Source organism: Acinetobacter sp. 1124_18A (genome assembly GCF_052824995.1).
The window spans coordinates 640,061-660,829 of record NZ_VTDF01000002.1 but is presented as its reverse complement, the minus strand read 5'-3'; the positions used below and the strand labels follow the sequence as shown (position 1 = coordinate 660,829).

Below are 20,769 nucleotides of genomic sequence, written 5' to 3'. Positions count from 1 at the left end.
TTTTGATTTTGATTTTGATTTTGATTTTGATTTTGATTTTGATTTTGATTTTGATTTTGATTTTATAGGGATTGAAGTATTAAGTGAAAGTTTAGAAAAAATAAATAACAAAAATTATTATATTTTTAGGTTTAATAATTTTTTTAATTTTACTGATGTCTTGGATTTAAATAATTCATCTTATAGATTGGTTAATGATTTTTTAGTTTTAGAAAAGGCAGAGTTTTTAAATAATTTAGATGTTGATGTATTGAAAATTAATAATATAGATGCTGCTCAAGATACTTTTTTTATCAGTGAGTTTGTTAAAGAAGAAATTGAAAAAAATAAATATCAAGGTATAGATATTTTTGATCTTAGTTTGGCTCAATGGAGAGACTCTGATGATTTTAGTTTTATGTTTTTGAGTGAAGATGACGTGAATAAATTTGTGTGGCCAATTTAGCAGATATATCTCTCTCATATAAAAAATAATATTTGTTAGATATAGCAAAATGGCGTGATCCAAATGATTTCTTTAATTCTTTGTACTTGAGTGATGAAGAAATAAATGAGTTGGTTTGGCCTATAATTTAGTACATGAACACCAGTAAGGCTATAAAATCCACATTTAAAGTGCAAGTGCTATTCAAAGAATAAGTAGTACTTCTATATATTTATTTAGAAGTACTACTTTAAAATAAAGTGTTTTTAAAGGTGGGTTTGTGAATTTTTATACAATTTATCCGTCTGAGTATATTGATAGAGATTTTTCTTTTGACTTGAAAGGGAAGCAAGAAATTATTGTTGATTATTTTAAATTTGATTTAAGTGATAAGTTTTTAAAAAATCCTAGAATAAGTTTAGATTATGATAATATTTTTTCTGATCGATTAAATGAGATATTAGAAACTGATTTTTATTATTCATCTTCTGGAATTTTATTGTTTTCAAAAAGATTTTTTAATGAAATGAAAGAAATTCTTGAAGATGAGTGTCATTTCTATAAGTGCTATGTGAGGAATGAAGGGGTAGATATTTATGCTATGTATATTAAGAAAAGAAACAATTTATTAGATGAAGATGACTTTATAAAAAAAGATCTTGCAACAGATGACTTTTTTATTGCTAGAGATACGGATAAACCTTATATCTATGTAGTAAGTCAAAAATTTGTGGATACTATTAATAAATTTAAATTAAAAATGAATTTCTTAGAATACTAAAATATTAACAACTTTTAAAAGTGAATTAATAGCGTAAGTTGTTAATTGATTTTTTTATATTTATCACGGATAGCATTCTCATTCATTCGTGTATTCATATGGTTAAGTTTCTCTTTACAAAATAGACAGATGTTTCTGTATTTTATAAAATAATGCCAATCCTGACAAAGTTTTCATAAAAAAGATGTTATCTCATATACATAGAATTCTAGAAGATTTGGGTATCAGCTCGCAAAAACGCGTGCTTCATGTTCAGTTTTCTAATCCATCGTTGAATACTCAAGTCTTTTTACAAAGTATTGAAGGGCAGCATCAGCTCAATGAAGGACTGACTGCCGATTTATTTTGTCTTTCTACCAATGCCCATATTTCATTAAAACAATTTATTGGTTGTCAGGTTGCAGTCGATCAAGTAACTGATCAGGGGCAGCTATTTAGAAATACAGGAATTATTACAGAAGCCAGTCAGGGGCAGAGTGATGGTTCATTAACATTGTATAAACTGAGATTACAAGACCCGACCGCGCTATGGCATAAAGGCCGCAATAGCCGTGTATTTATGAATAAAAGTGTACGGAACATTACTGAAATTCTATTTACTGAGTGGCAGAACAAAAGTCCGTTGTTTGCTTCTGCCTTAACTTTGGATTTAAAAAACCTAAGCCAAGACTACGATGTTCGACCTTTTGTCATGCAAAGTAACGAAACGGATTATGAGTTTTTAACCCGACTTTGGCGTAGTGAAGGCATTAACTGGTTAATTGATGAGGCTCAGTTGTTTGCCACTAATAGCTCAGATGAGATTCAACCGCAAAAATTACGTTTAATTGATAATAATGAATCATATTTAGCTCTAAATCGAAGAAATATCCGTTATCACCGTAGTAGCGCAGTTGAACAACAAGACAGTATGACGAGCCTTGTGCCAACTCGAAGCTTACAACCTACAGCCGTACATGTGCAACGTTGGCAGGCTGATGCTTTAAGTCAAGAAGAAGGCATGGGCAGCGTTCAGTCAAAGCATGGTCATAGTGCTAATCAAGATAATGCGAGTTTAAGTCTAGAACATGCATGGCACATTAGTCCTGCTTGGATGCAAGACTTAAATGAAGAAGATCAAGCCACTGCATCGGGTCACCAGCAGCTAGAAAAACTCAATCAAAATCTATCTGATTATTATGCATTTAAATCAAAATATTTCCATGCACAAACCACGGTACGTGATGCGCAAGTTGGCTATTGGTTTGAATTGAATGAACATCCAGAAATAGATATGCATAGCGGGGCAGACAAAGAATTTCTGATTATTGGGAAAAGCTTTTATCTGCAAAATAATTTGCCTAAAGATTTGCAACAGCAAATCAATCAACTTTTTAGTCAAAGCCAATGGCAAAACGATCAATCAGGGCCAAATGACCAGACTGAGCGTCAAGGTAATGAGCTCATCTTGTCGCGTAGAAATATTAGAACTGTTCCTGAGTATCATCCGTTAGAGCACCGACCAGCAGCTCACCCGCAGCGCGCTAGAGTAGTGGGCTTGGAAGGCGAAAGCATCCATGTCGACCAGTGGGGGCGCATTAAAGTCCGTTTCTTGTTTACCCGAACTGACGACCATAGCCATGATGGTGGAGCGGGAAGTAACGATAATGATACCGACTCGGCTTGGGTAGATGTACTCACCCCGTGGGCAGGCACAGGTTATGGTGCACGCTTCTTGCCTCGCGTTGGCGAGATCGTGGTGGTTGACTTCTTTGACGGCAATATTGACCGTCCGTTTGTCGTGGGTCGTATTCACGAAGCTGAACGTAACCCAACGCAATTTGATCAGAAAGGCCAGTTACCTGACACTAAAAAGCTCAGTGGCATCCGTTCAGAAGAAGTTAATCGTAAAGGCTTTAACCAACTACGTTTTGATGACACTACTGGGCAGATCAGTGCCCAGCTACAAAGTAGTCATGCGGCTAGCCAACTCAACTTGGGTAATTTAAGCCATCCAAAAGACAAAGCGGAAAGTGATGGCCGTGGTGAAGGTTTCGAACTTAGAACCGACCAGTGGGGCGCGGTTCGAGCAGGCAGTGGCTTACTCGTTAGCACTCATAAACAAGACCAAGCCCAAGGTGTACACCTTGATGCAAATGGGGCCAAACAACAAATAGCAGGCAGCCTCAACAATGCCAAGGCACTCAGCGAAGTTGCTAAAAATCAGCAAACTGATCCGTTAGATATGCTTGAGAATATTCAGACTTTCTTAGAAGTTCTCAAACAAGAAGATCCTAAAAAGGCTGCTGAGTTTCAATCAGCGGTGATGGTGTTAGCATCTCCAAAAAGTATTGCTGTAAGTAGTAATGAAGATATACACCTCAGTGCAAATGGTCAGTTCACTCAAAGTGCTGGTGACAGTATTAATCTTAGTACGCAAAAAAATATAGTGGGTCATGCGAGTCAAAAAATAAGTCTATTTGCAGCCCAAGAAGGCGCTCGACTTTTTGCTGGTCAAGGTAAAGTTGAAATTCAGGCGCAAGGTGATGGCTTAGATGTCATTGCTCGAAAAGGTGTACAAATTACTTCAACCGAAGACACAGTTTATATTACTAGCCCAACTGAAATTAATCTGACAGCAAATGGGTCTCAAGTTAAGCTAAATGGTTCAGGCATTTTCCCTGTTACAGGCGGTAAGCTTGAGGTGAAAGCAGGGCAACATTTATTTATGGGGGGAGCCAAGGTGGCAACGAAAAACCCAGAATTGGCAATGTTGCCAGATTACCATTTAACTTATATAGCCAAAGATATAACTGGAAATTCATTGAAAAATAAAAAATATTTAATGATTTTACCGAATGGGGAAATGGTCAGTGGCGTGACAGATGGTCAAGGTAAAACACAGAAGATCACAACCAAGGGCCCTCAGCAAATCCAAATTAGTTTAGAAGATCACGTTCACGATGGTTTCGTAACTTTTGAAGAAGAATAAATGATGAATAAGATTAAATTAAAGCTATTTATTAATGTGTTACCTGATAATGATACGATTGCTTGCCATGGAATGGATTATTCTGTAACTGAAAAGGGAAAACGGCCAGGACAGGTAAATAAACTTGCGATAGCTATTGGGAGTGCAAAGAATCCTAAGCCTCTTGTGCAGCCCTTGGATTTGAACTCCATTTATAAAAATAAACCTATTCCAGCTCAGACGATCGCCAAAAATATGGCGAAATATAAAGATGTACATGAAGGTCCAAGCTTGAGTCAAAACCGAGAAGCTAAAACTGACATGAAAGGTTTTACTAAAGAAATGCATCTGTCAGCTGGTGAGTATGATCTTTGGATTAAAAGAACGGATTCAGAGTGGGAGAAAGCCATTAATATTAATGGTAGTTCAGGTCTCCATATAAAAGAAGAAAAGCAAGGAATCACTACTATAGAATATCAAATTAAACAATATTATCGCTATAAAATAGAGGGATTTAGGGGAACTAAACTATCTGATAATATTCCATTTGAAACTTTTACTTTTGACAAAGAGGGTAAGGAAAAGAAAATTAGTTTACCTAATGTAAAAATGAGTGTTGTAGATAAAAATGGTTTTACTCCACCTTTATATTCGCCAAAAGGTGAGGTTATATTTGTAAAATTTAAATTCGTAAATATGTCTGCTCAACCAGATAAAAAAGACATACAGCATTTTGCAACTATGAGTAAAAAGAATTATGTCACTGTACAGTTGAAGTCTGTTGCGAAGATAACAAAGCAAGATAAGAATACGACAGTAACTTTGCAGGGCAATGGAAAACCGCCTGTTATTTTAAATATGCATCGAGAGGAAATGATAGTTCTTTCAGCAGAGGATTATGCTGAGTTTGAAAAGGAAAGCTCAAAACTAGACAAGTTATTTGGAAGCTCTTTTGATGCTAAAAATAAATTAGCAGAAGCAATAAAATCTGGTAGTGTTTCTAATGTTAAAAAAGCAGAAGAAGAAATAAAAGAAGCAGAGAAAAAGATCGAAGAGGAGCTAAATAAAAACTTTAAAAAAGCGGCTGATCTAACAGAAGTCATTACTTTTGAAGCACGTCAAAAGAAAAATCCAAATGGTAACACTCAAGAGTTTGATTTCAGACGTCGGTATCTGCGTACTGACCGATATATGCAGTTACAGCAAAAGAAAAAAAACAAAGAGAGCTTTAAGGTAACGGTTTTAGGGACGGAGTTAAAGAAACTTAAAGATATAAAACAAGACTTTAAGAAAATTAACCAAGAGACTATTCATAATGAATTTAAAAAAGTTAGTTTAGATCTTGCGAAATATTCCAAGCAAACGGGAACTAAGGTTTGGGATTTCTCCGCTTTTAGTGCAGGTTTTGTCGAACAAATTAAGCTTTCAGACAACTTAACGGTTGATATTCAATCACAATGGTTAAGATGTGTTGGTGGCGCTGGCTTATCGACAAGTGCAAGCTGGAAACCCGAAAGTGGTGAGGTGAATGCTAAGGCGAATGTTAATGCTCAAGGCAAACTAGTGTTATTTGAAGGGAAGGCAAAAACCACTTATGTAATTCCATGTGATAAAGGTTGGATGCTGAACTTTGATGATATTGATCTAGGTGCATTCCGATTTATTATTGGTATGGAACTCTACGGTTTTGCAGGTGCAAAAGTGGCTGCGGGGATTGGTTTAGAGATAAGCTATAGTAAAAATGGGCAGCAACAATTGGCTGCTAATGGTAGAAGAAATCGAAATCCTTCACTCGCCAATAATATGGGAGAAAACCGTCCAAGATTTGTCCCAATGGATCGAGATGAAACCATCATTCCTGGTAGTGGGGCAAGTTCTGAGGGGCAAATTGAAGCTTTTGCTGGTGCAGAAGCGGGAATCAAACCATCTGGAGAATTTCAGTGGCTTTCACCTGAAGCTAAGGATTTTAAACCTTTAGCGAGTTTAGCTGTCGATTTTGCTGTAAGTGCGGGCTTAGGAGCCGGTGTTAATTTTAAGTTATTTTACTGGTTAGAACACAACCAATTTCGTTTTAGAGCAAAAGCCGCTTTATGTGTTGGGTTGGGGGCAAAAGGTGCGTTAGATTTCGTTATTGATTTTAGCCAGGTTCTTGAAGTATTAAGATGGGTGCATTATCAACTTTTACGAGCTCAATTTACCGTGTTGGGTTTTATTGCAAAAGACGCATTTGCTAATTTAAGCCAGTTGGCTGTAATTGCATTAGGTAATGATTCATTAACAGCAAAAGTTTTAAGTGATATCGCAGGGGAGTTTGAAACATTTAACGCCAAATACTCTATTGCAAAAACATCTGTCGATTTAGCAAATAAAATTAAACGTCAACCGGATTGGTTAAAAATGGCTACCCCAAATGCTAAAGGAATGTTAATTTATCAGATGACAAGGCATAGTGAATATACACATGCTACTGATATGCCTAAAACAGGAATTAGCCCTTTTTTACCTACACATAAAGAAGCGGTACTTGCAATTTTTGAAACAATTGTAACTGAAGATGAGTGGTTTAATGTGCTCCAGAGGATGTCATTGAGAGGGGCAAAATCGCAACAGAGTATCCAAAGCTTGGAAAAACAATTATTGGTATATTTTCATGATGGATTCTGGTCAAGAGCTAGTGATTTTGTTAAAAAATATGCTCTTAATTCAGATAGTATTGGACGTGATAGTGAATATGTGGAGCAATACGAAAAATTACGCTCTAAAATCGTAAAAACTATTCCTTTACATGAAAAAGCACCAATGAATAATCCTAGAGAATTAGAGAAATTAAGAGAAAAAATGGCTGAACAACCACGTATTATCAATGCTGATACTTTAATTGCTTTAAATACAGAATCAGTACCGTCTATTGCAGTAGATGGTACCGATGCTGAACTATTTATTGCTGCAAATTATGAACAAAATTCAGATGATTCATATATGGTTTAAATTTATTTTATAGGTTGCTGAACATTCGCGACGCAACGGGCAGAATATAAACGATACTTGGTTTTACTTTCCTCATTTGGAGTTGGTAAAGCCTTAGTTCTAGCTATGTTTAATCCATCAGCCATCAGCAAGTTATCTGCTCCCATTGGCGAGGTACTGCGTAATACTTTTTCAGTTCCTGTTTTAGGTCCTGTTGGGTTATCAGTAGGTGAGTGTTCATAGTAATCTTTATTGTACCAATCATTCATCCATTCATAATTATTGGTAGCAAGATCATAAAAACCCAGAGGATTCGGTGGTGTTTGCCCTAGAACAGGAATGTTTACGGCAGTAGAGGGGCTGTTTTTCTCAATATATTGATCGTATTGTTCCATACTCCATAAGTTTTTCCCTTCTTCAATATGGCCTGTATTGGTTGCAAATAGAGTATATTGCCCTTTATTTCGAGCTACATATTCCCATTGAGCTTCAGTCGGTAAATCCATTGGAGTGCCGACTTGCTGTCCCAGCCATTGACAGTAGTCTTTGGCTTGTTGCCAACCCATACCAGTCGCTACTTCGTGAGCAATTTGCTGATTATATCGCTTATTATCTGGACTCTCATTTTGTCCGGTGGCTGCTGTAAAAATATTAAAGTCTTCTAACGTTGTTTTATAGGCATTCATATTGAAACTGTTAAGCGTGACTTTATGTAGGGTTTTATTATTGTCCCCAGAAGAGAAAGGCTGGTTATTGGTTTTTTCAGTATTACCTTTGGGATTTTTCACCGCCATGCTATTTGGAACCATTTTTTCTAATTCTGGTGTGGCTAGTCCAAAATCACCCATTAGGTAGCTACCACCTTCAACAAAGATCATATTCTTTTTAGTTTTTTCAACCAATTGCTGAATTTTTTGCTGAAGTTCTGGTGAAGGCTTTGATGGTTTATGATTTGTCTCACTAGATTTAGCACAAGCACTTAAAGCAAGACTTGAAAATAAAACAACAGCTATATTCCGTTTCATCATTTTGTTGTAAATCATTAGGTTGAATATTGATGAAACTATTTTAGTAAGAGACGTGGAAGATATAAATAGCGGTTTTGTTATTCAGCTAAGTAAATAAACATTTTGATTTATGAAAAACTAAAATGAACTAAGATATTTTATAATTCTTTACCTTATGTTTACAAAAACAAACTTAATTTTTTTGCTTCTAGATTTTTGATGAAAATATATTGAAAAAGCATGCTTAGGGGTGGGAGTGGTACTTTTTAACCTTTATCATGGAAACTAAATTTATTTAAAAAGTATAATAGATAGACAGATTAGTCTTGACAAGTTTCATGGTTTTTTGTAGCGCACTTTTTTACTATAAGTTTTGATGGTTTGTTCGTAACCAAATAGAAGCACCTTGTAGTTAATATAAACTTAAATATTGTTAAGCAAATGTTTCAAAAAAACTAAATAAATGATATTTAAATAAATTTTTCATTCAGTTTTATTTTTATTTATTTGATAAAAATCAACAACTTATTTTTAATTACAAAAAATAACAATATTATATTTTTATAAGAATAACTTTATTAAGCTATATTTTATAACCATCTTAACTATTTACTTTTAGTTTAAGTTGATATGATTTTTATATAAAATATGTTTGTTTATATGATAAACTGCGCATAAATTTTTTGAATATAAGGTTTATAGTCTGATTTTTTAATGTTTTCTCAATATTAACTTTTCAGTAAAGCCTTGAATAAATAAGAAAACAGAGGAATGAAAGTTGTGTTGAAACGAAGTATTTTGATACTTTTTCTGACTGGAAACATTATCGGTCTATCAGGTGCTCAAGCAGCAGAACTAGAGCCTGTAAAACTTAAAAAAAGTTGTATTAAAAAGAATCCGTTAGCAGAAGGCCAAAATGATCCTGAGCTATTGAATATTTTTAAGCAAGTTTGTGATAGTGATAATACGACTCAAAAAAATGATTTATTAGCTAAAGCAGCCATGCGGTTTTATCAAACCAATCAACCAGTTAAGGCTTTGAATTTGGCTAGTCAATTGCAAAGTCAAAATATACGCGGTTCATTAATAACAGATGTTTTATTTTTATCTGGTGTAAGCATTGCAAATAACTCATTGCAGCACATGCGAAGTCAGGAAATGCGTTATTTAAGCAACGATGTAACGTACCCACCCGCTAAACAGTTAATTGAAAATATTCATACTTCAATGCCTGCGCCTGATACTTCAAATGTTAAGGCTGCTTCAGAAGGTAGCTCAGTTGATAACGAACGAAGAAGTTATAAAAAACAAACTGTAACACGTAACAGAGTTACTACTTCCAGAACAGCAACTAAACGAGTAGCAACTCCAGTAAAAGCAACTGCGGTTAAACAAAAAACTGCCCCTGTAGCCAATGTTAATAAATCAAAAAGTTCGCCTTTTGACCCTTTAATTAAATAATCAGGAATAGAATCTTATGGCTAAGAGAGAAAGCGTACAAAAGAAGCTTCAGCGAATTCGACCGCCACGTGTTCAGCTTACATATGATGTTGAAATTGGTGATGCAAAAGAAGCGAAGGAACTACCATTTGTTGTTGGTGTAATGGGCGATTTTTCAGCAGCATCTGAGCTTGAACGTACAAAATTAAAAGATAAAAAATTCATCAATGTCGACTTAGATAATATTGATGAAGTTATGGAGTCATTGTCTCCAAGAGCAGCTTTTCAGGTAGATAATACGTTGACTGAAGAGGGTGGGAGAATTGCAGTTGATTTAACATTTAAGTCAATGGAAGATTTTCGCCCAGAAAATGTTGTTCAACAGGTTGACCCATTAAAGAAACTGGTTGAAGCACGTGAGCGTTTAACTGATTTGAGAAATAAGATTTCGAACAGTGAGCGTCTAGAAGACTTACTTGATGAAGTGCTTAAGAGTACTGATCAGATCCGTAAATTAAGTGCGGAGGCTGATCATGAATAATACTCAATCTGCAGCAATGTCACTTGTTGAAAATGAACAAGTTAATCTTTTAGACTCGATTGTTGAAGAAAGTCGTATTGCCCGAAATGAAGAAGAACATTCGCGTGCAAAAAGCTTAATCGGTGAACTTGCTAAAGAAGTAATGGCAGGAACAATTACAGTTTCTGAAAATATGACTTTATCAATTGATAAGCGTATTGCCGAAATTGATGCACTGATTTCAAATCAATTAAGTCAGATCATGCACAATGAGCAATTCCAAAAGATTGAGTCAACTTGGCGTGGTCTTTACTACTTCTGTCAAGAAACACCATCTAATCCGCTCATTAAAATTCGTATGTTAAATACGACTAAAAAAGAGTTGGTAAAAGATTTCCAAGGTGCTACAGACTTTGATCAAAGCACTTTGTTCAAAAAAATCTATGAAGAAGAGTATGGGTCTTTTGGTGGTGCACCATATTCAGCACTCATTGGTGATTTTGAGTTTGACCGTACGCCTTCAGATATGTATTTGCTTGAGCAAATCTCTCATGTAGCAGCAGCAGCTCATGCACCATTTGTTTCAGCTGCTAGCCCAAGCATTTTGGGTCTTGAGTCATTTACAGATATCGATCGCCCTAGAGATGTTTCAAAAATCTTCGAAACGGCTGAATATGTTCAATGGCGTTCATTCCGTGACAGTGAAGACTCTCGTTATGTCGCATTAACATTGCCGCATGTGCTTGGTCGTCTTCCTTATCATCCAAAAGAAGGAACAGCTACAGAAGGGTTTAACTTTGCTGAAGATGTTTCAGGTGCAAACCACAACGAATATTTGTGGATGAATGCTGCTTATGCTTTCGGTACGCGTTTAACAAATGCATTTGATATGCATGGTTGGTGTGCTGCAATTCGTGGTGTTGAGGGTGGTGGTTTAGTAGAAGGCTTGCCAGTTCATACGTTTAAAACACAAGATGGCGAAGTGGTATTCAAGTGCCCAACAGAAATTGCGATTACTGACCGCCGCGAAAAAGAACTAAGCGATTTGGGCTTTATTCCTTTAGTACATTGTAAAAATACCGATTACGCTGCTTTCTTTGGCGCGCAATCAACTCAAAAACCTAAAAAATATGACAATGATACAGCAAATGCAAACTCTGCTTTATCAAGTCAAATTCAGTACATCATGGCCGTTTCACGTATTGCTCATTATTTAAAAGCAATGATGCGAGATAAAGTGGGTAGCTTTGCTTCTGCTGGAAATGTTGAAGCATTTTTAAATGAGTGGTTGTCACAGTATGTATTGCTTGACGACGGTGCTTCCCAAGAAGCGAAAGCTCAATACCCTCTACGTGAAGCGTCTGTAAAAGTTGTAGAAGATCCTGCTCAACCAGGTCACTACAAATCTGTGGTTTTCTTACGACCACATTTCCAGCTGGATGAGTTGTCAGTTTCTTTACGACTTGTTACTGAGTTACCTCAGTCCTCAAATTAATAAAGGTCAGCGAAAGAATAACTTTAAATTAAAAATAGGAAAGTTCTAAATGAAAGATATATACGTTGAGTTTCGCGGTAAGTATAAAGTTGATGGCGAGTCTCGTGATTCTGAGCACAAAGGCTGGTTAGAAGTTAACTCTTGGTCTCACAACATTCGTCAACCTAAATCTGCTACTTCAAGTAGTGTTGGTGGTCATACTGCTGAACGTGTTGAACATTCAGATATGCTTTTTATTAAAGACCTAGATGCAACTAGCCCGAAATTATGGGAAGCATGTTCAGCTGGTTATACATTTGATGAAGTACAAATTGATTTTTATCGTGCGAATGGTGACAAACGCATCAAGTACTTACAAATTAAATTGAAGCATGTTCTAGTTTCTAGCGTAACTCCAACAGTTAATGAAGAAGGTGTTCCAACTGAAGCGTTTGGTTTGAAATACGCAGCTGTTGAATGGACATATAACCAACAAGATATTAACGGTACTGCTAAAGGTGCTGTTACTAAGAAATGGTCACTTTCTAATAATACTGCTTCTTACGCAGCATAATTATTTAAGTGAATATTTGGTGGAGGCTGACATAAAGTTAGCCTCTGCTGTCTTTAAGCATGCTTGTTGTGAACTCGAATGAATTTAGATCGGCTTTATCCATACGGATTTCGTTCAACGCTGTTTGATCGTTTAATTCCTGAAAGTGAAGATTATGCAAAAGGTCTTTCTATTCAGCAATTAAGAGAATCGGTAGCGAAAGATTTAGAAGACTTGCTAAATAGTCGGGTCGCTAAATTGGACCACGTGGTCGATGATTATCCGCTAGTTAAAAAATCTATACTTCAGTTCGGGATTATTGATTTTGTGGGGCTTTCTACAGCCAATCCGCTAGATCGAGACAAGATTTGCCAATCAATTGAACAATCAATTGCAGCTCATGAGCCCAGATTAAGACAAATAAGGGTAGAGATGTTGTTGGATGGGCATAATATGGGGGCATTGTGTTTAAGCATTCAGGCTTATCTAAATATTCATCCACTGTATGAACCTGTCGTTTTTGATGCATTGCTAAAACCGACAACGCAACAATATGTAATTTCGGCGAGAACCTAAGCGTAGTGGGTGTGTTGTGATAGAAGAGCTTTTACCGTTTTACGAAAAACAACTACAAGAATTTGGTCAGCAATCTCGAGAATTTGCCCAAAAATATCCGAAAATTGCTCAGCGTTTATCGTTAAATCAAGAGCAAATTGATGATCCGCATATTGAGCGTCTCATACAGGCGTTTTCATTAATTGCTGCTCGCATTGATAAAAAACTTGCTGATAGTTATGACGTATTTACACGTTCTTTATTTGAGGTGATGTTTCCTCAATATTTACGTCACTTTCCTGCTTGTTCGGTGGTAAGTTTCGAAGATATAAATAAAATCAAACAGCTCACAGAAGCTCATGTTGTGCCTACACATACGGTTTTGAAGTCTCGCAGTTTTAAAGGCGTTCAGTGTGAGTTTAATACCACGCAAGAAATCAAATTACTCCCGATAAGTTTGCAAGCGCTAGAGTTCAAAAGTACACCTAGTGCACATATGCATTTAAGTCAAAATGCGACTTTAACTTTTAAGTTTGAAATTTTTAACCATGCTCATTTATGTTTAATAAATGAAAAGCTTCCTATTTATTTAGATGCAATTTCTAATTTTCCGCTTCAAGTACTAGACAGTATTTTTAAGAAGGAAACAACTTTTGCCATAAAAACAGGGCAGAAAGTTGTAGCGTTGGATAAAAATCCATTTGAGTTAACTGGTTTTTCAGAGCAAGAAAGTCTATTGCCACTCGATCAACATACTCATCATGCGTATCGTTTGCTCATGGAGTATTTCTGTTTTCCTGAAAAATTCAATTATCTTAAGCTAGATTTAGACTTTTTAAAGAATCTATCTCTAGAAGAGAATGATTTTGAGCTGCTTATACACTTTAAATTAAATTTAAATGATCAAGCTGTAGTCCGAAATTATTCTGAATTAAATGTCGCTAATTTTAAATTGTTCACTACACCAGTCATTAATTTATTTGAAAAATATGCCGAACCTCAAAAGATTGTACATAAGCAATTAGAATACCCATTAATTACAGATGCGCATCATCCTGAGTTTTATCAAGTCTATTCAATCACTGAAATGAATATGGTGCGTGAAAAAAACAGTCATGAAGAAAGCTATGTTCCTGTACTGCCTTTTTTCGCAATGAGTCATTACCATGTAGACAAGGCGCGCTTTTTCTATTCGGTAAACTATCAAAAACTCCAACCGAATTTTGTTGAAATGGGATATTCAATTATTTCCAAGAATTTAAATCCTTCTTCAACACGTTCAGATTTTATTAGTACAAAATTATTATGCTCAAATCGTGACTTACCACATGAAGCATTGGGGCAGTCTAATAATATATTGAACTTGAATGACAGTAGTTTGGCTAGACGCGCCATTGTTTTAAAAAGACCTACAAAACCATATCAATTTGGTCAAAGCCAGAGTGAGCAGTGGCGTGTTATTTCGCATCTTTCATTAAATAGTTTAGCTCTAATGAAAGGTGATGCTGTATCTCATATTAAAGAGTTACTTGCTTTATATAACTTACCGCTATCAAAAGAAAATTATCTAATTATTGAATCAATTAAACATCTTGAATTTTCACTTACTCACAAACTGGTAGATGGTAAACCATTCCCAATGTTTGTACGGGGTGTGAAGGCCGAGTTGCAAATTGATTCATCTGTATTTAGAGGGCATAGCCTATACATTTTTAGCCAATTGTTAAGTCGTGTTTTTAATTTAAAGGTTCAAATTAATAGTTTTGTTGATTTGGTTGTTAAGGATTATTCATCTCAGCAGGAGTTATACCAATGCAGTCAGAACGTTGGTGGCAAGACTCTTCTATAACAGCTGAGTTGTTTACAAAGCCAAAGTCTTTTGAATTTATCCAAGCAACACGTCTATTAAGGCACGATTCAAGTCGTGCAGTTGGTTCATCTTGGAGTGATCATTTCAAGTTTGAGACATCCTTTAATTTAAATTTCCCTGCTACGGAAATTGAAAATTTAGAATTATCAGATGGGCGGATTTATATCACGAATTTAATCGTTGGTCTTACGGGTATACAAGGCGCTTTACCGTATACGTATACGAACAAGATTAAACAGGCTTCGCGTCAGCAAAGAGCTGAAACTAAAGAGTTTCTGAGCTTATTTAACCATAAGCTTACTGCTCAATATGTAGAGTCCAGTATTACCTATAATCTGCCGATTCGATATGAGACCGAGCATAAAAATGATTATCTAGATATTCTGCATGCGTTGAATGGCTATGTACGGTCACAACATCAGCAAACTGAACTTGATGACTATTTTGCAGAGTTTTCTGGATTAATGCAGGGCCAGAATAATACAGTTCATGCCTTAAAAACGATGCTGTCATGTATTTTTAAGCATGAAATTACGATTAAAGAGTTTATACAAGAATCTTTTAAGTTAGCGAGTGACCAATTAACCACTTTAGGTGGAGCTCAGCCGAGCCTACTTGGTGTTAATACATTTTGTGGTGAAACCATTCAGCAAATTGATGGAAAAATTGAAATTCAGATTGGACCATTAAAACGTCAACAATATTTAAATTTCCTGCCAAATCAAGAATTAAGTTTAAAACTAAAAAAAATTGTAGAAACTTGGTGTAGTCCAACTTTATCAATAGATCTTCGACTCGTGTTAGATGAGTCAGAAATACAACCTATTTGCCTAACTCATCATAATCAGAGTGGTCTGGGGCAAGGTTCTTTTCTTATATCAAAACAACCGAAAGTGCATAGTCATGAAACTTGCTATAGCCTTATTGGAGAGACAATATGATTAAAAAAATATTACTCTCGTTTATTGCTATTTTTACAGTGGTTAGTGGAATTATTATTTTCTACTGGCGTGACGTTCAATATAACCCTGATAAGGGTGATTTTTTCCTTTATTTCTTGCTATTACCAGCAATTATTACCTTGGCGATCTTATCTCCTTGGCTAATTTATAGTGCCTATAAAGCTTACAAAGACAAGAAAGAACAGGCTATAAATCAAGATAAAAATGATGCTAATCAAAAACAAACCGCGGTAACAGATGCACCACTCGAACAGCTAGATTTTAATATTTACTCTTCTTTTGCTGTACATGCACTGGGTGAGAATGAAAGCATTATTGCGGAGCTACAAAACTTTAAAAGTCCAGAGCTGGATGATCAACTGTTAAATTCTTATGGATTGCCTCTTTTATCTTACCGTATTAAAGACTTGGATGAAGATAATCATGAGGAGAGCGAGTATGCATCTCCACGACAAGTTCGTATGATGTCATTAATACAACAGCAATTAGAACAAAATATAGAAAACTTATATCTTCTTGCAGAGCATTTAAAACGTTCAACTTTATTTTACGAGTCGCAGCAAGCACGTGAATATCATATGCATCCGGCATGGGTTGACCCTGAGTCTGAATATGATGATGTTCAAATGCCGATAGTCGAAGTTTATCGTTTAAATCGCTTAAATCTACACATCCTTCTTTCTGAAGATTTATTACATATTTGGGATGATGATCAAAGTAATGAATTAATTTTAGCCTTTTTTACTGAGATTGGTATTCCTGCTCAAAAGATCCATATCGAGTATCATTTTTTTGGAGAGCAATTAGCTTACCAAGAGTTAATACACCTATTAAAAGGTATTCATAAAAGAGAGCATGAGATGTTCTTTTTAGTCGTGGCTGATTCGGAAATTGATCAAGATCTAGTCGATGAAAAGTCTTGGATGATTAAAGATTATATTCCTGCTGAATTTGCAGCAAGTTGTTTACTGGCAGATCCTTTAGTAAAAACTCAAGAATTAGAACCTACTAAAAATCTGAAAGTTGTTGTAGGCCAACAAGATACGGCGAAGCTTTTTACTCATTTTGAATTTCATGATTTACCTCAGCATGAAGGTGAGGAACCTTATGTGCTGATATTGTCAGATCAGACCGATATAAAAGTTTCGAAAAAATTGCAGCAGCACTTTCTTCAAACACCAGTAGAACCACATCACTATATTTATGTGAAATCTTCATTAGGGCATACCCAACATTTAGCTGATATTTATGGCTTTATGCTGAGCATGCATTTTCCTGAACATATCATTCCTTTTGTCTTTGGTGAAAATACGGTGTCAGCACATACATTTGTGCAAAGTGTCACTGAAAATTCAGAAGATGATGTGATGGTGTTGAATAACTAATTTAAACTTTGGACTTAGAACGAGAATAGAATGCATACAATTTTAGGCTACTTGTGGCAGTACATCACGAATCCTAAAGCAATTATCGCCTTGTCATTGTTCGTGGCATTGATGTCTTCATATACTTCAATTCCTCGTCATATATTCTGGGCTTTAGCAACTGCCTATGCTTTGGGTCTTATTGTTTATGGTATCTATTGGCTTATTCAACGAAGAAATCATGCTGCTCAGGGTGAAGAGTTAGCTGAGGCAATCGAAAAAGATAACCAAGCTGAATATGGCAAAAATAAAGATAAAGAAGAACTTCAGCTTGTTAACCAACAAATGAAAGAATCAATTCAATTGATTCGTAAATCTAAGTTGGGTGATAAAAAAGGGAATGCTGCATTATATGAACTTCCTTGGTATATGGTTATTGGTAACCCAGCTGCAGGTAAAAGTTCAGCTATTTATAATTCTGGATTAAAGTTTCCTTTCGAAGAAACGCATCAAAAAATGGTATCTGCTGGTTTAAGCGGTACTCGAAATTGTGACTGGTTTTTCTCAACAGAAGGTATTTTACTCGATACGGCTGGTCGTTATTCTGTTTATAGTGAAGATCATTCTGAGTGGTTAGGTTTCTTAAATATTTTAAAAAAGAACCGTTCTAAAGCTCCAGTAAATGGTTTGATTTTAATTGTTAGTATTGCTGAGCTAATTAGTCAAAGTCCTGAAAATTCGTTAAAGCTAGCTAAAAATTTACGTGCTCGTATTCAAGATCTAACCGAACGTTTAGAAGTAGTTGTGCCTGTTTATTTAGTCTTTTCAAAGATGGACTTGATTGCAGGTTTTACCGAGTTTTTTGAATTTTATGAAGCTCAGGAATATAACCAAGCTTGGGGAGCAACTCTTCCATATGAGCAGAGTTCTTCTCATAACGCGGTAGATTTGTTCGAAAAACATTACACCATTCTTTATGATGGTCTAAAAGGGGTAAGCTCGACTCATTTAAGTCGCCGTCATTCGCAAAATATCTCACCAAGTGTAATGACTTTCCCATTAGAGTTTAAAACATTAAAACCAGCTTTAAAAAGCTTTATCGGTACACTTTTTGAAGATAATCCATATCAATTTCAACCTGTTTTCCGTGGGTTTTATTTCACGAGTGCTTTGCAGGAAGGTGTCATTGAAAGTCCAATGACGGAACAAATTGCACAAGAATTTCAGCTTACTCAAATTGCTCAAAGTGATTTAAAAGATCATTCAAAAATTACGCCTAATCATGGCTATTTCTTAAATGGTCTATTTTCAGATGTTATTTTAAAAGATAAAGATCTTGTTAAGCAGCATGTAAATACGGGTAGAAAACGTCAGCGTTACATTGCATTTATTGGTGCTTTAGCGGGTGTTTCAATTATTCTTGGCGTATGGGTTTGGTCATATCGTAATAATCAGCAATTGGTTGCCGAAGTCCAAGCTGATTTAAATAAGGTTGTTCAATTAGAGAAAGCCTCGGGTCAGCAATTGTCTACCCAATTAGAAGCTTTACTTATTCTTCAAAGACGTCTACAGCAGTTGGATGAGTTTGATGAAAATAGACCGCTTAAGTTTAGTTTTGGTTTATATCAGGGCAATGAGCTTCGTGAAAAGTTAAAAGCTGAATATTTAAAAGGCGTTAAGCAAATTGTCTTAACACCGACACAGCAAAATATTGCTCAATATTTGCAACGCGTAAAAAATAATGAAGCAACATTAAAAGCGAATCACACAAATGTTGAAATCAAGCAAACTGCTCAGACTCAACAATATTTAGAGCCTTCAGACACAAATCCTCAAGACGCTTATAACGCATTAAAAGCGTATTTGATGATGAGTAATCCACAATATATGGATGCAAGTCATCTAAGTGATCAGGTTACGCGTTTCTGGCGTTCTTGGCTTGATGCAAATAAAGGTCAAATGCCACGTGCAGATATGATTCAGGAAGCTGAACAGATTTTGTCGTATGCAATGACTTTGGCGAATGATAAAGAATTCCCAATTTTAGATGCAGATTCACAAATTGTTGATCAAACACGTCAAGTATTGCTCTCTGTAGTTAGAGGAATGCCTGCGCGTGATCGTGTTTATAACGAAATAAAAATGCGTGCAGCAGTACGTTTCCCTGCGTTGACTGTAAGTCAGATTGTGGGTGAAGCAAATAAAAATGTTGTATTAGGTAGTTATGCGTTGCCTGGCGTATTTACCCAAAAGGCGTGGAATGACTATGTAGAAAAAGCGATTGAAGAAGCCGCAGATAAGCCAACAGATAGTAAAGATTGGGTGTTAAATAGTCGTCAATCTGATGATTTAACTTTCTCTGGCAGCCCTGAACAAATTAGAAAGCAACTGACAGCACTCTATAAGCAAGAATATATTGCGGAATGGAGAAAATTCTTAAGCGGTATTCATTATGCTAAAGCTACCCAATTCCCTCAGCAAGTAAAAAATATTGATGTTTTAGGTGAGCCACAGAACTCTCCAATTCGAACCTTAATTGAACGAGTAGCAATCGAAACAAACTGGGATAATCCAGTAGTGCAAGCTGAGTTAGCAGCTCCACAAAAAGGATTTATTGCATGGTTTAAACGTAAGGTTTTAAATCATGATGACAAGACTGCTAATCAAGTGGCGACTAATGCTCAAGGTGCTATTTCTCAAGAATATCAAATGTTCTATCAGTTGGTTCGCAAACGTGATGATCAACAAGGTAAATCATTACTTGATGAATATATGACAAATTTAGCCCTTGTTCGTAGTAAGTTTAATGAGCTTAAGAATGCAGGGGAAGTTGGGCCTAATGCGATGACATTAGTCAAGCAAACCCTGAATGAGCAAACTTCTGTATTTAACCAGACGCAAAAAATTGTAGATGAAAAAATGGCGGTTGGTTTTAGTGAAATTGATCAGCGATTGCTACAAAAATTAGTGGTTAGTCCACTTACGCAGGCTTTTGAGAGTTTAATTACGCCGACACAAGACGAAATTAATAAATTATGGGTTATGCAAGCCTATCAGCCATTTACTGCAAATCTTGCTAAGAAATATCCATTTAACTCATCAGCTTCTTTGCAAGCGACAAGTAGTGAAATTGGCCAAATCTTGGGTGAAAATGGCAGCATTTCTCGGTTTGTAAAAGAAAATCTTGATCCATTTGTTATTCGTCGTGGTTATACATTAACGTCTAAGACATGGAAGGATTTAGGAATTAGTTTAAATCCTCAATTTGTCATGAATTTCCAAAGATATGTTACTCCATCAAATGGTATGGCAACAGGTGAGTTGAATAGTCAAGCTCCTGCTGCACCTGCAACTAACCAATCTAACTTCCAGTTCTACCCAATTCCAAATCCACAATTGCTTTCATATACCGTGGATATTGATGGTCAGCGTATGACTTATGAAAACGGTGTGCAACAGTGGGTTAACTTCATTTGGCCGAATCAAGGCAGTATTCCGGGTGCTCGTATTACCGCTGTAGATTTACAAGGTCAAACGCATACGATTTTTGATGAGCCAGGCGAATACGGTATTAACCGTTTAATTGATAGTGCTCAACGTAAAGAACAAAATGGCGGGTTTGAAATGCTGTGGCGTAGTAAAACTGACCCATCATTAGTTGTAAAAATGAATTTCCGTCTAATCAGTAGTAATTCAGGCAGTATTGGTTCAAGCCGTGGTTACGCAGGTATGCAACTGGTTGACAAAGTTACTGCCGATAAAGCAGCTCGTGTGGTTTCTGCTCAGCAGGCACCAGCTCAAGCTGCTGCGCCAGTAAAAACAGAAAATCCTGTTGCAGCACTCGCTCAGCCTTCTGCGGGAGTTAAACCATGACATGGAAAATAACCTCTATGCGAAAGGAG

12 protein-coding genes and 2 pseudogenes are annotated in these 20,769 nt (G+C 36.0%); 13 read left to right on the top strand and 1 reads right to left on the bottom strand.

Annotated features, from left to right (window positions below; translation table 11 throughout):
- The 4 genes and pseudogenes from FY048_RS07555 to FY048_RS07540 all read left to right on the top strand — a co-directional run.
- Window positions 1-445 (top strand): annotated as a pseudogene (locus FY048_RS07555) (hypothetical protein); the annotation flags it as partial.
- Window positions 446-704: 259 nt separating this feature from the next.
- Window positions 705-1,043 (top strand): annotated as a pseudogene (locus FY048_RS07550) (hypothetical protein); the annotation flags it as partial.
- A 346-nt stretch (window positions 1,044-1,389) separates the two neighbouring features.
- Complete coding sequence (locus FY048_RS07545; RefSeq protein ID WP_446090717.1) at window positions 1,390-4,176, top strand: type VI secretion system Vgr family protein; 2,787 nt, start codon at window positions 1,390-1,392, stop codon at window positions 4,174-4,176.
- Window positions 4,177-7,143, top strand: coding sequence for an ATPase (locus tag FY048_RS07540; protein WP_446090716.1), 2,967 nt, complete (start codon window positions 4,177-4,179; stop codon window positions 7,141-7,143). It begins immediately after the preceding gene.
- A 2-nt stretch (window positions 7,144-7,145) separates the two neighbouring features.
- Here the strand turns inward: FY048_RS07540 and FY048_RS07535 are convergent, their stop codons facing one another.
- Entirely contained in the window at window positions 7,146-8,150 is a 1,005-nt protein-coding gene (locus FY048_RS07535) for a formylglycine-generating enzyme family protein (protein WP_446090715.1), read from the bottom strand.
- Between the two features lie 750 nt (window positions 8,151-8,900).
- Between FY048_RS07535 and FY048_RS07530 the strand changes: the two genes are divergently transcribed.
- The 9 genes from FY048_RS07530 (at window position 8,901) to tssM (ending at window position 20,740) form a co-directional block, all read left to right on the top strand.
- The gene (locus FY048_RS07530; RefSeq protein ID WP_446090714.1) at window positions 8,901-9,590 is read left to right on the top strand and encodes a hypothetical protein; all 690 of its coding nucleotides are present in this window, start codon (window positions 8,901-8,903) and stop codon (window positions 9,588-9,590) included.
- Between the two features lie 16 nt (window positions 9,591-9,606).
- Window positions 9,607-10,110: a type VI secretion system contractile sheath small subunit gene (tssB, locus tag FY048_RS07525; RefSeq protein WP_003651049.1), complete on the top strand. Its 504-nt coding sequence runs from the start codon at window positions 9,607-9,609 to the stop codon at window positions 10,108-10,110.
- The gene (gene tssC / locus FY048_RS07520; RefSeq protein WP_017389328.1) at window positions 10,103-11,584 is read left to right on the top strand and encodes a type VI secretion system contractile sheath large subunit; all 1,482 of its coding nucleotides are present in this window, start codon (window positions 10,103-10,105) and stop codon (window positions 11,582-11,584) included. Before tssB ends, tssC begins: the two co-directional genes overlap by 8 nt.
- A 49-nt stretch (window positions 11,585-11,633) precedes the next feature.
- Window positions 11,634-12,137, top strand: coding sequence for an Hcp family type VI secretion system effector (locus FY048_RS07515; RefSeq protein WP_003651052.1), 504 nt, complete (start codon window positions 11,634-11,636; stop codon window positions 12,135-12,137).
- A 78-nt stretch (window positions 12,138-12,215) separates the two neighbouring features.
- Entirely contained in the window at window positions 12,216-12,692 is a 477-nt protein-coding gene (tssE, locus tag FY048_RS07510; protein WP_002048404.1) for a type VI secretion system baseplate subunit TssE, read from the top strand.
- A 16-nt stretch (window positions 12,693-12,708) separates the two neighbouring features.
- The gene (gene tssF, locus FY048_RS07505) at window positions 12,709-14,520 is read left to right on the top strand and encodes a type VI secretion system baseplate subunit TssF (RefSeq protein WP_446090713.1); all 1,812 of its coding nucleotides are present in this window, start codon (window positions 12,709-12,711) and stop codon (window positions 14,518-14,520) included.
- A complete protein-coding gene (gene tssG / locus FY048_RS07500; RefSeq protein ID WP_446090712.1) occupies window positions 14,484-15,482 on the top strand; it encodes a type VI secretion system baseplate subunit TssG in 999 nt (332 codons plus the stop codon). The genes tssF and tssG overlap by 37 nt, the downstream gene beginning before the upstream one ends.
- Window positions 15,479-16,888, top strand: a complete 1,410-nt coding sequence (locus FY048_RS07495) for a hypothetical protein (protein WP_446090711.1) — start codon at window positions 15,479-15,481, stop codon at window positions 16,886-16,888. The genes tssG and FY048_RS07495 overlap by 4 nt, the downstream gene beginning before the upstream one ends.
- A gap of 30 nt (window positions 16,889-16,918) precedes the next feature.
- Entirely contained in the window at window positions 16,919-20,740 is a 3,822-nt protein-coding gene (gene tssM, locus FY048_RS07490; protein ID WP_446090710.1) for a type VI secretion system membrane subunit TssM, read from the top strand.
- Window positions 20,741-20,769 lie beyond the last annotated feature (29 nt).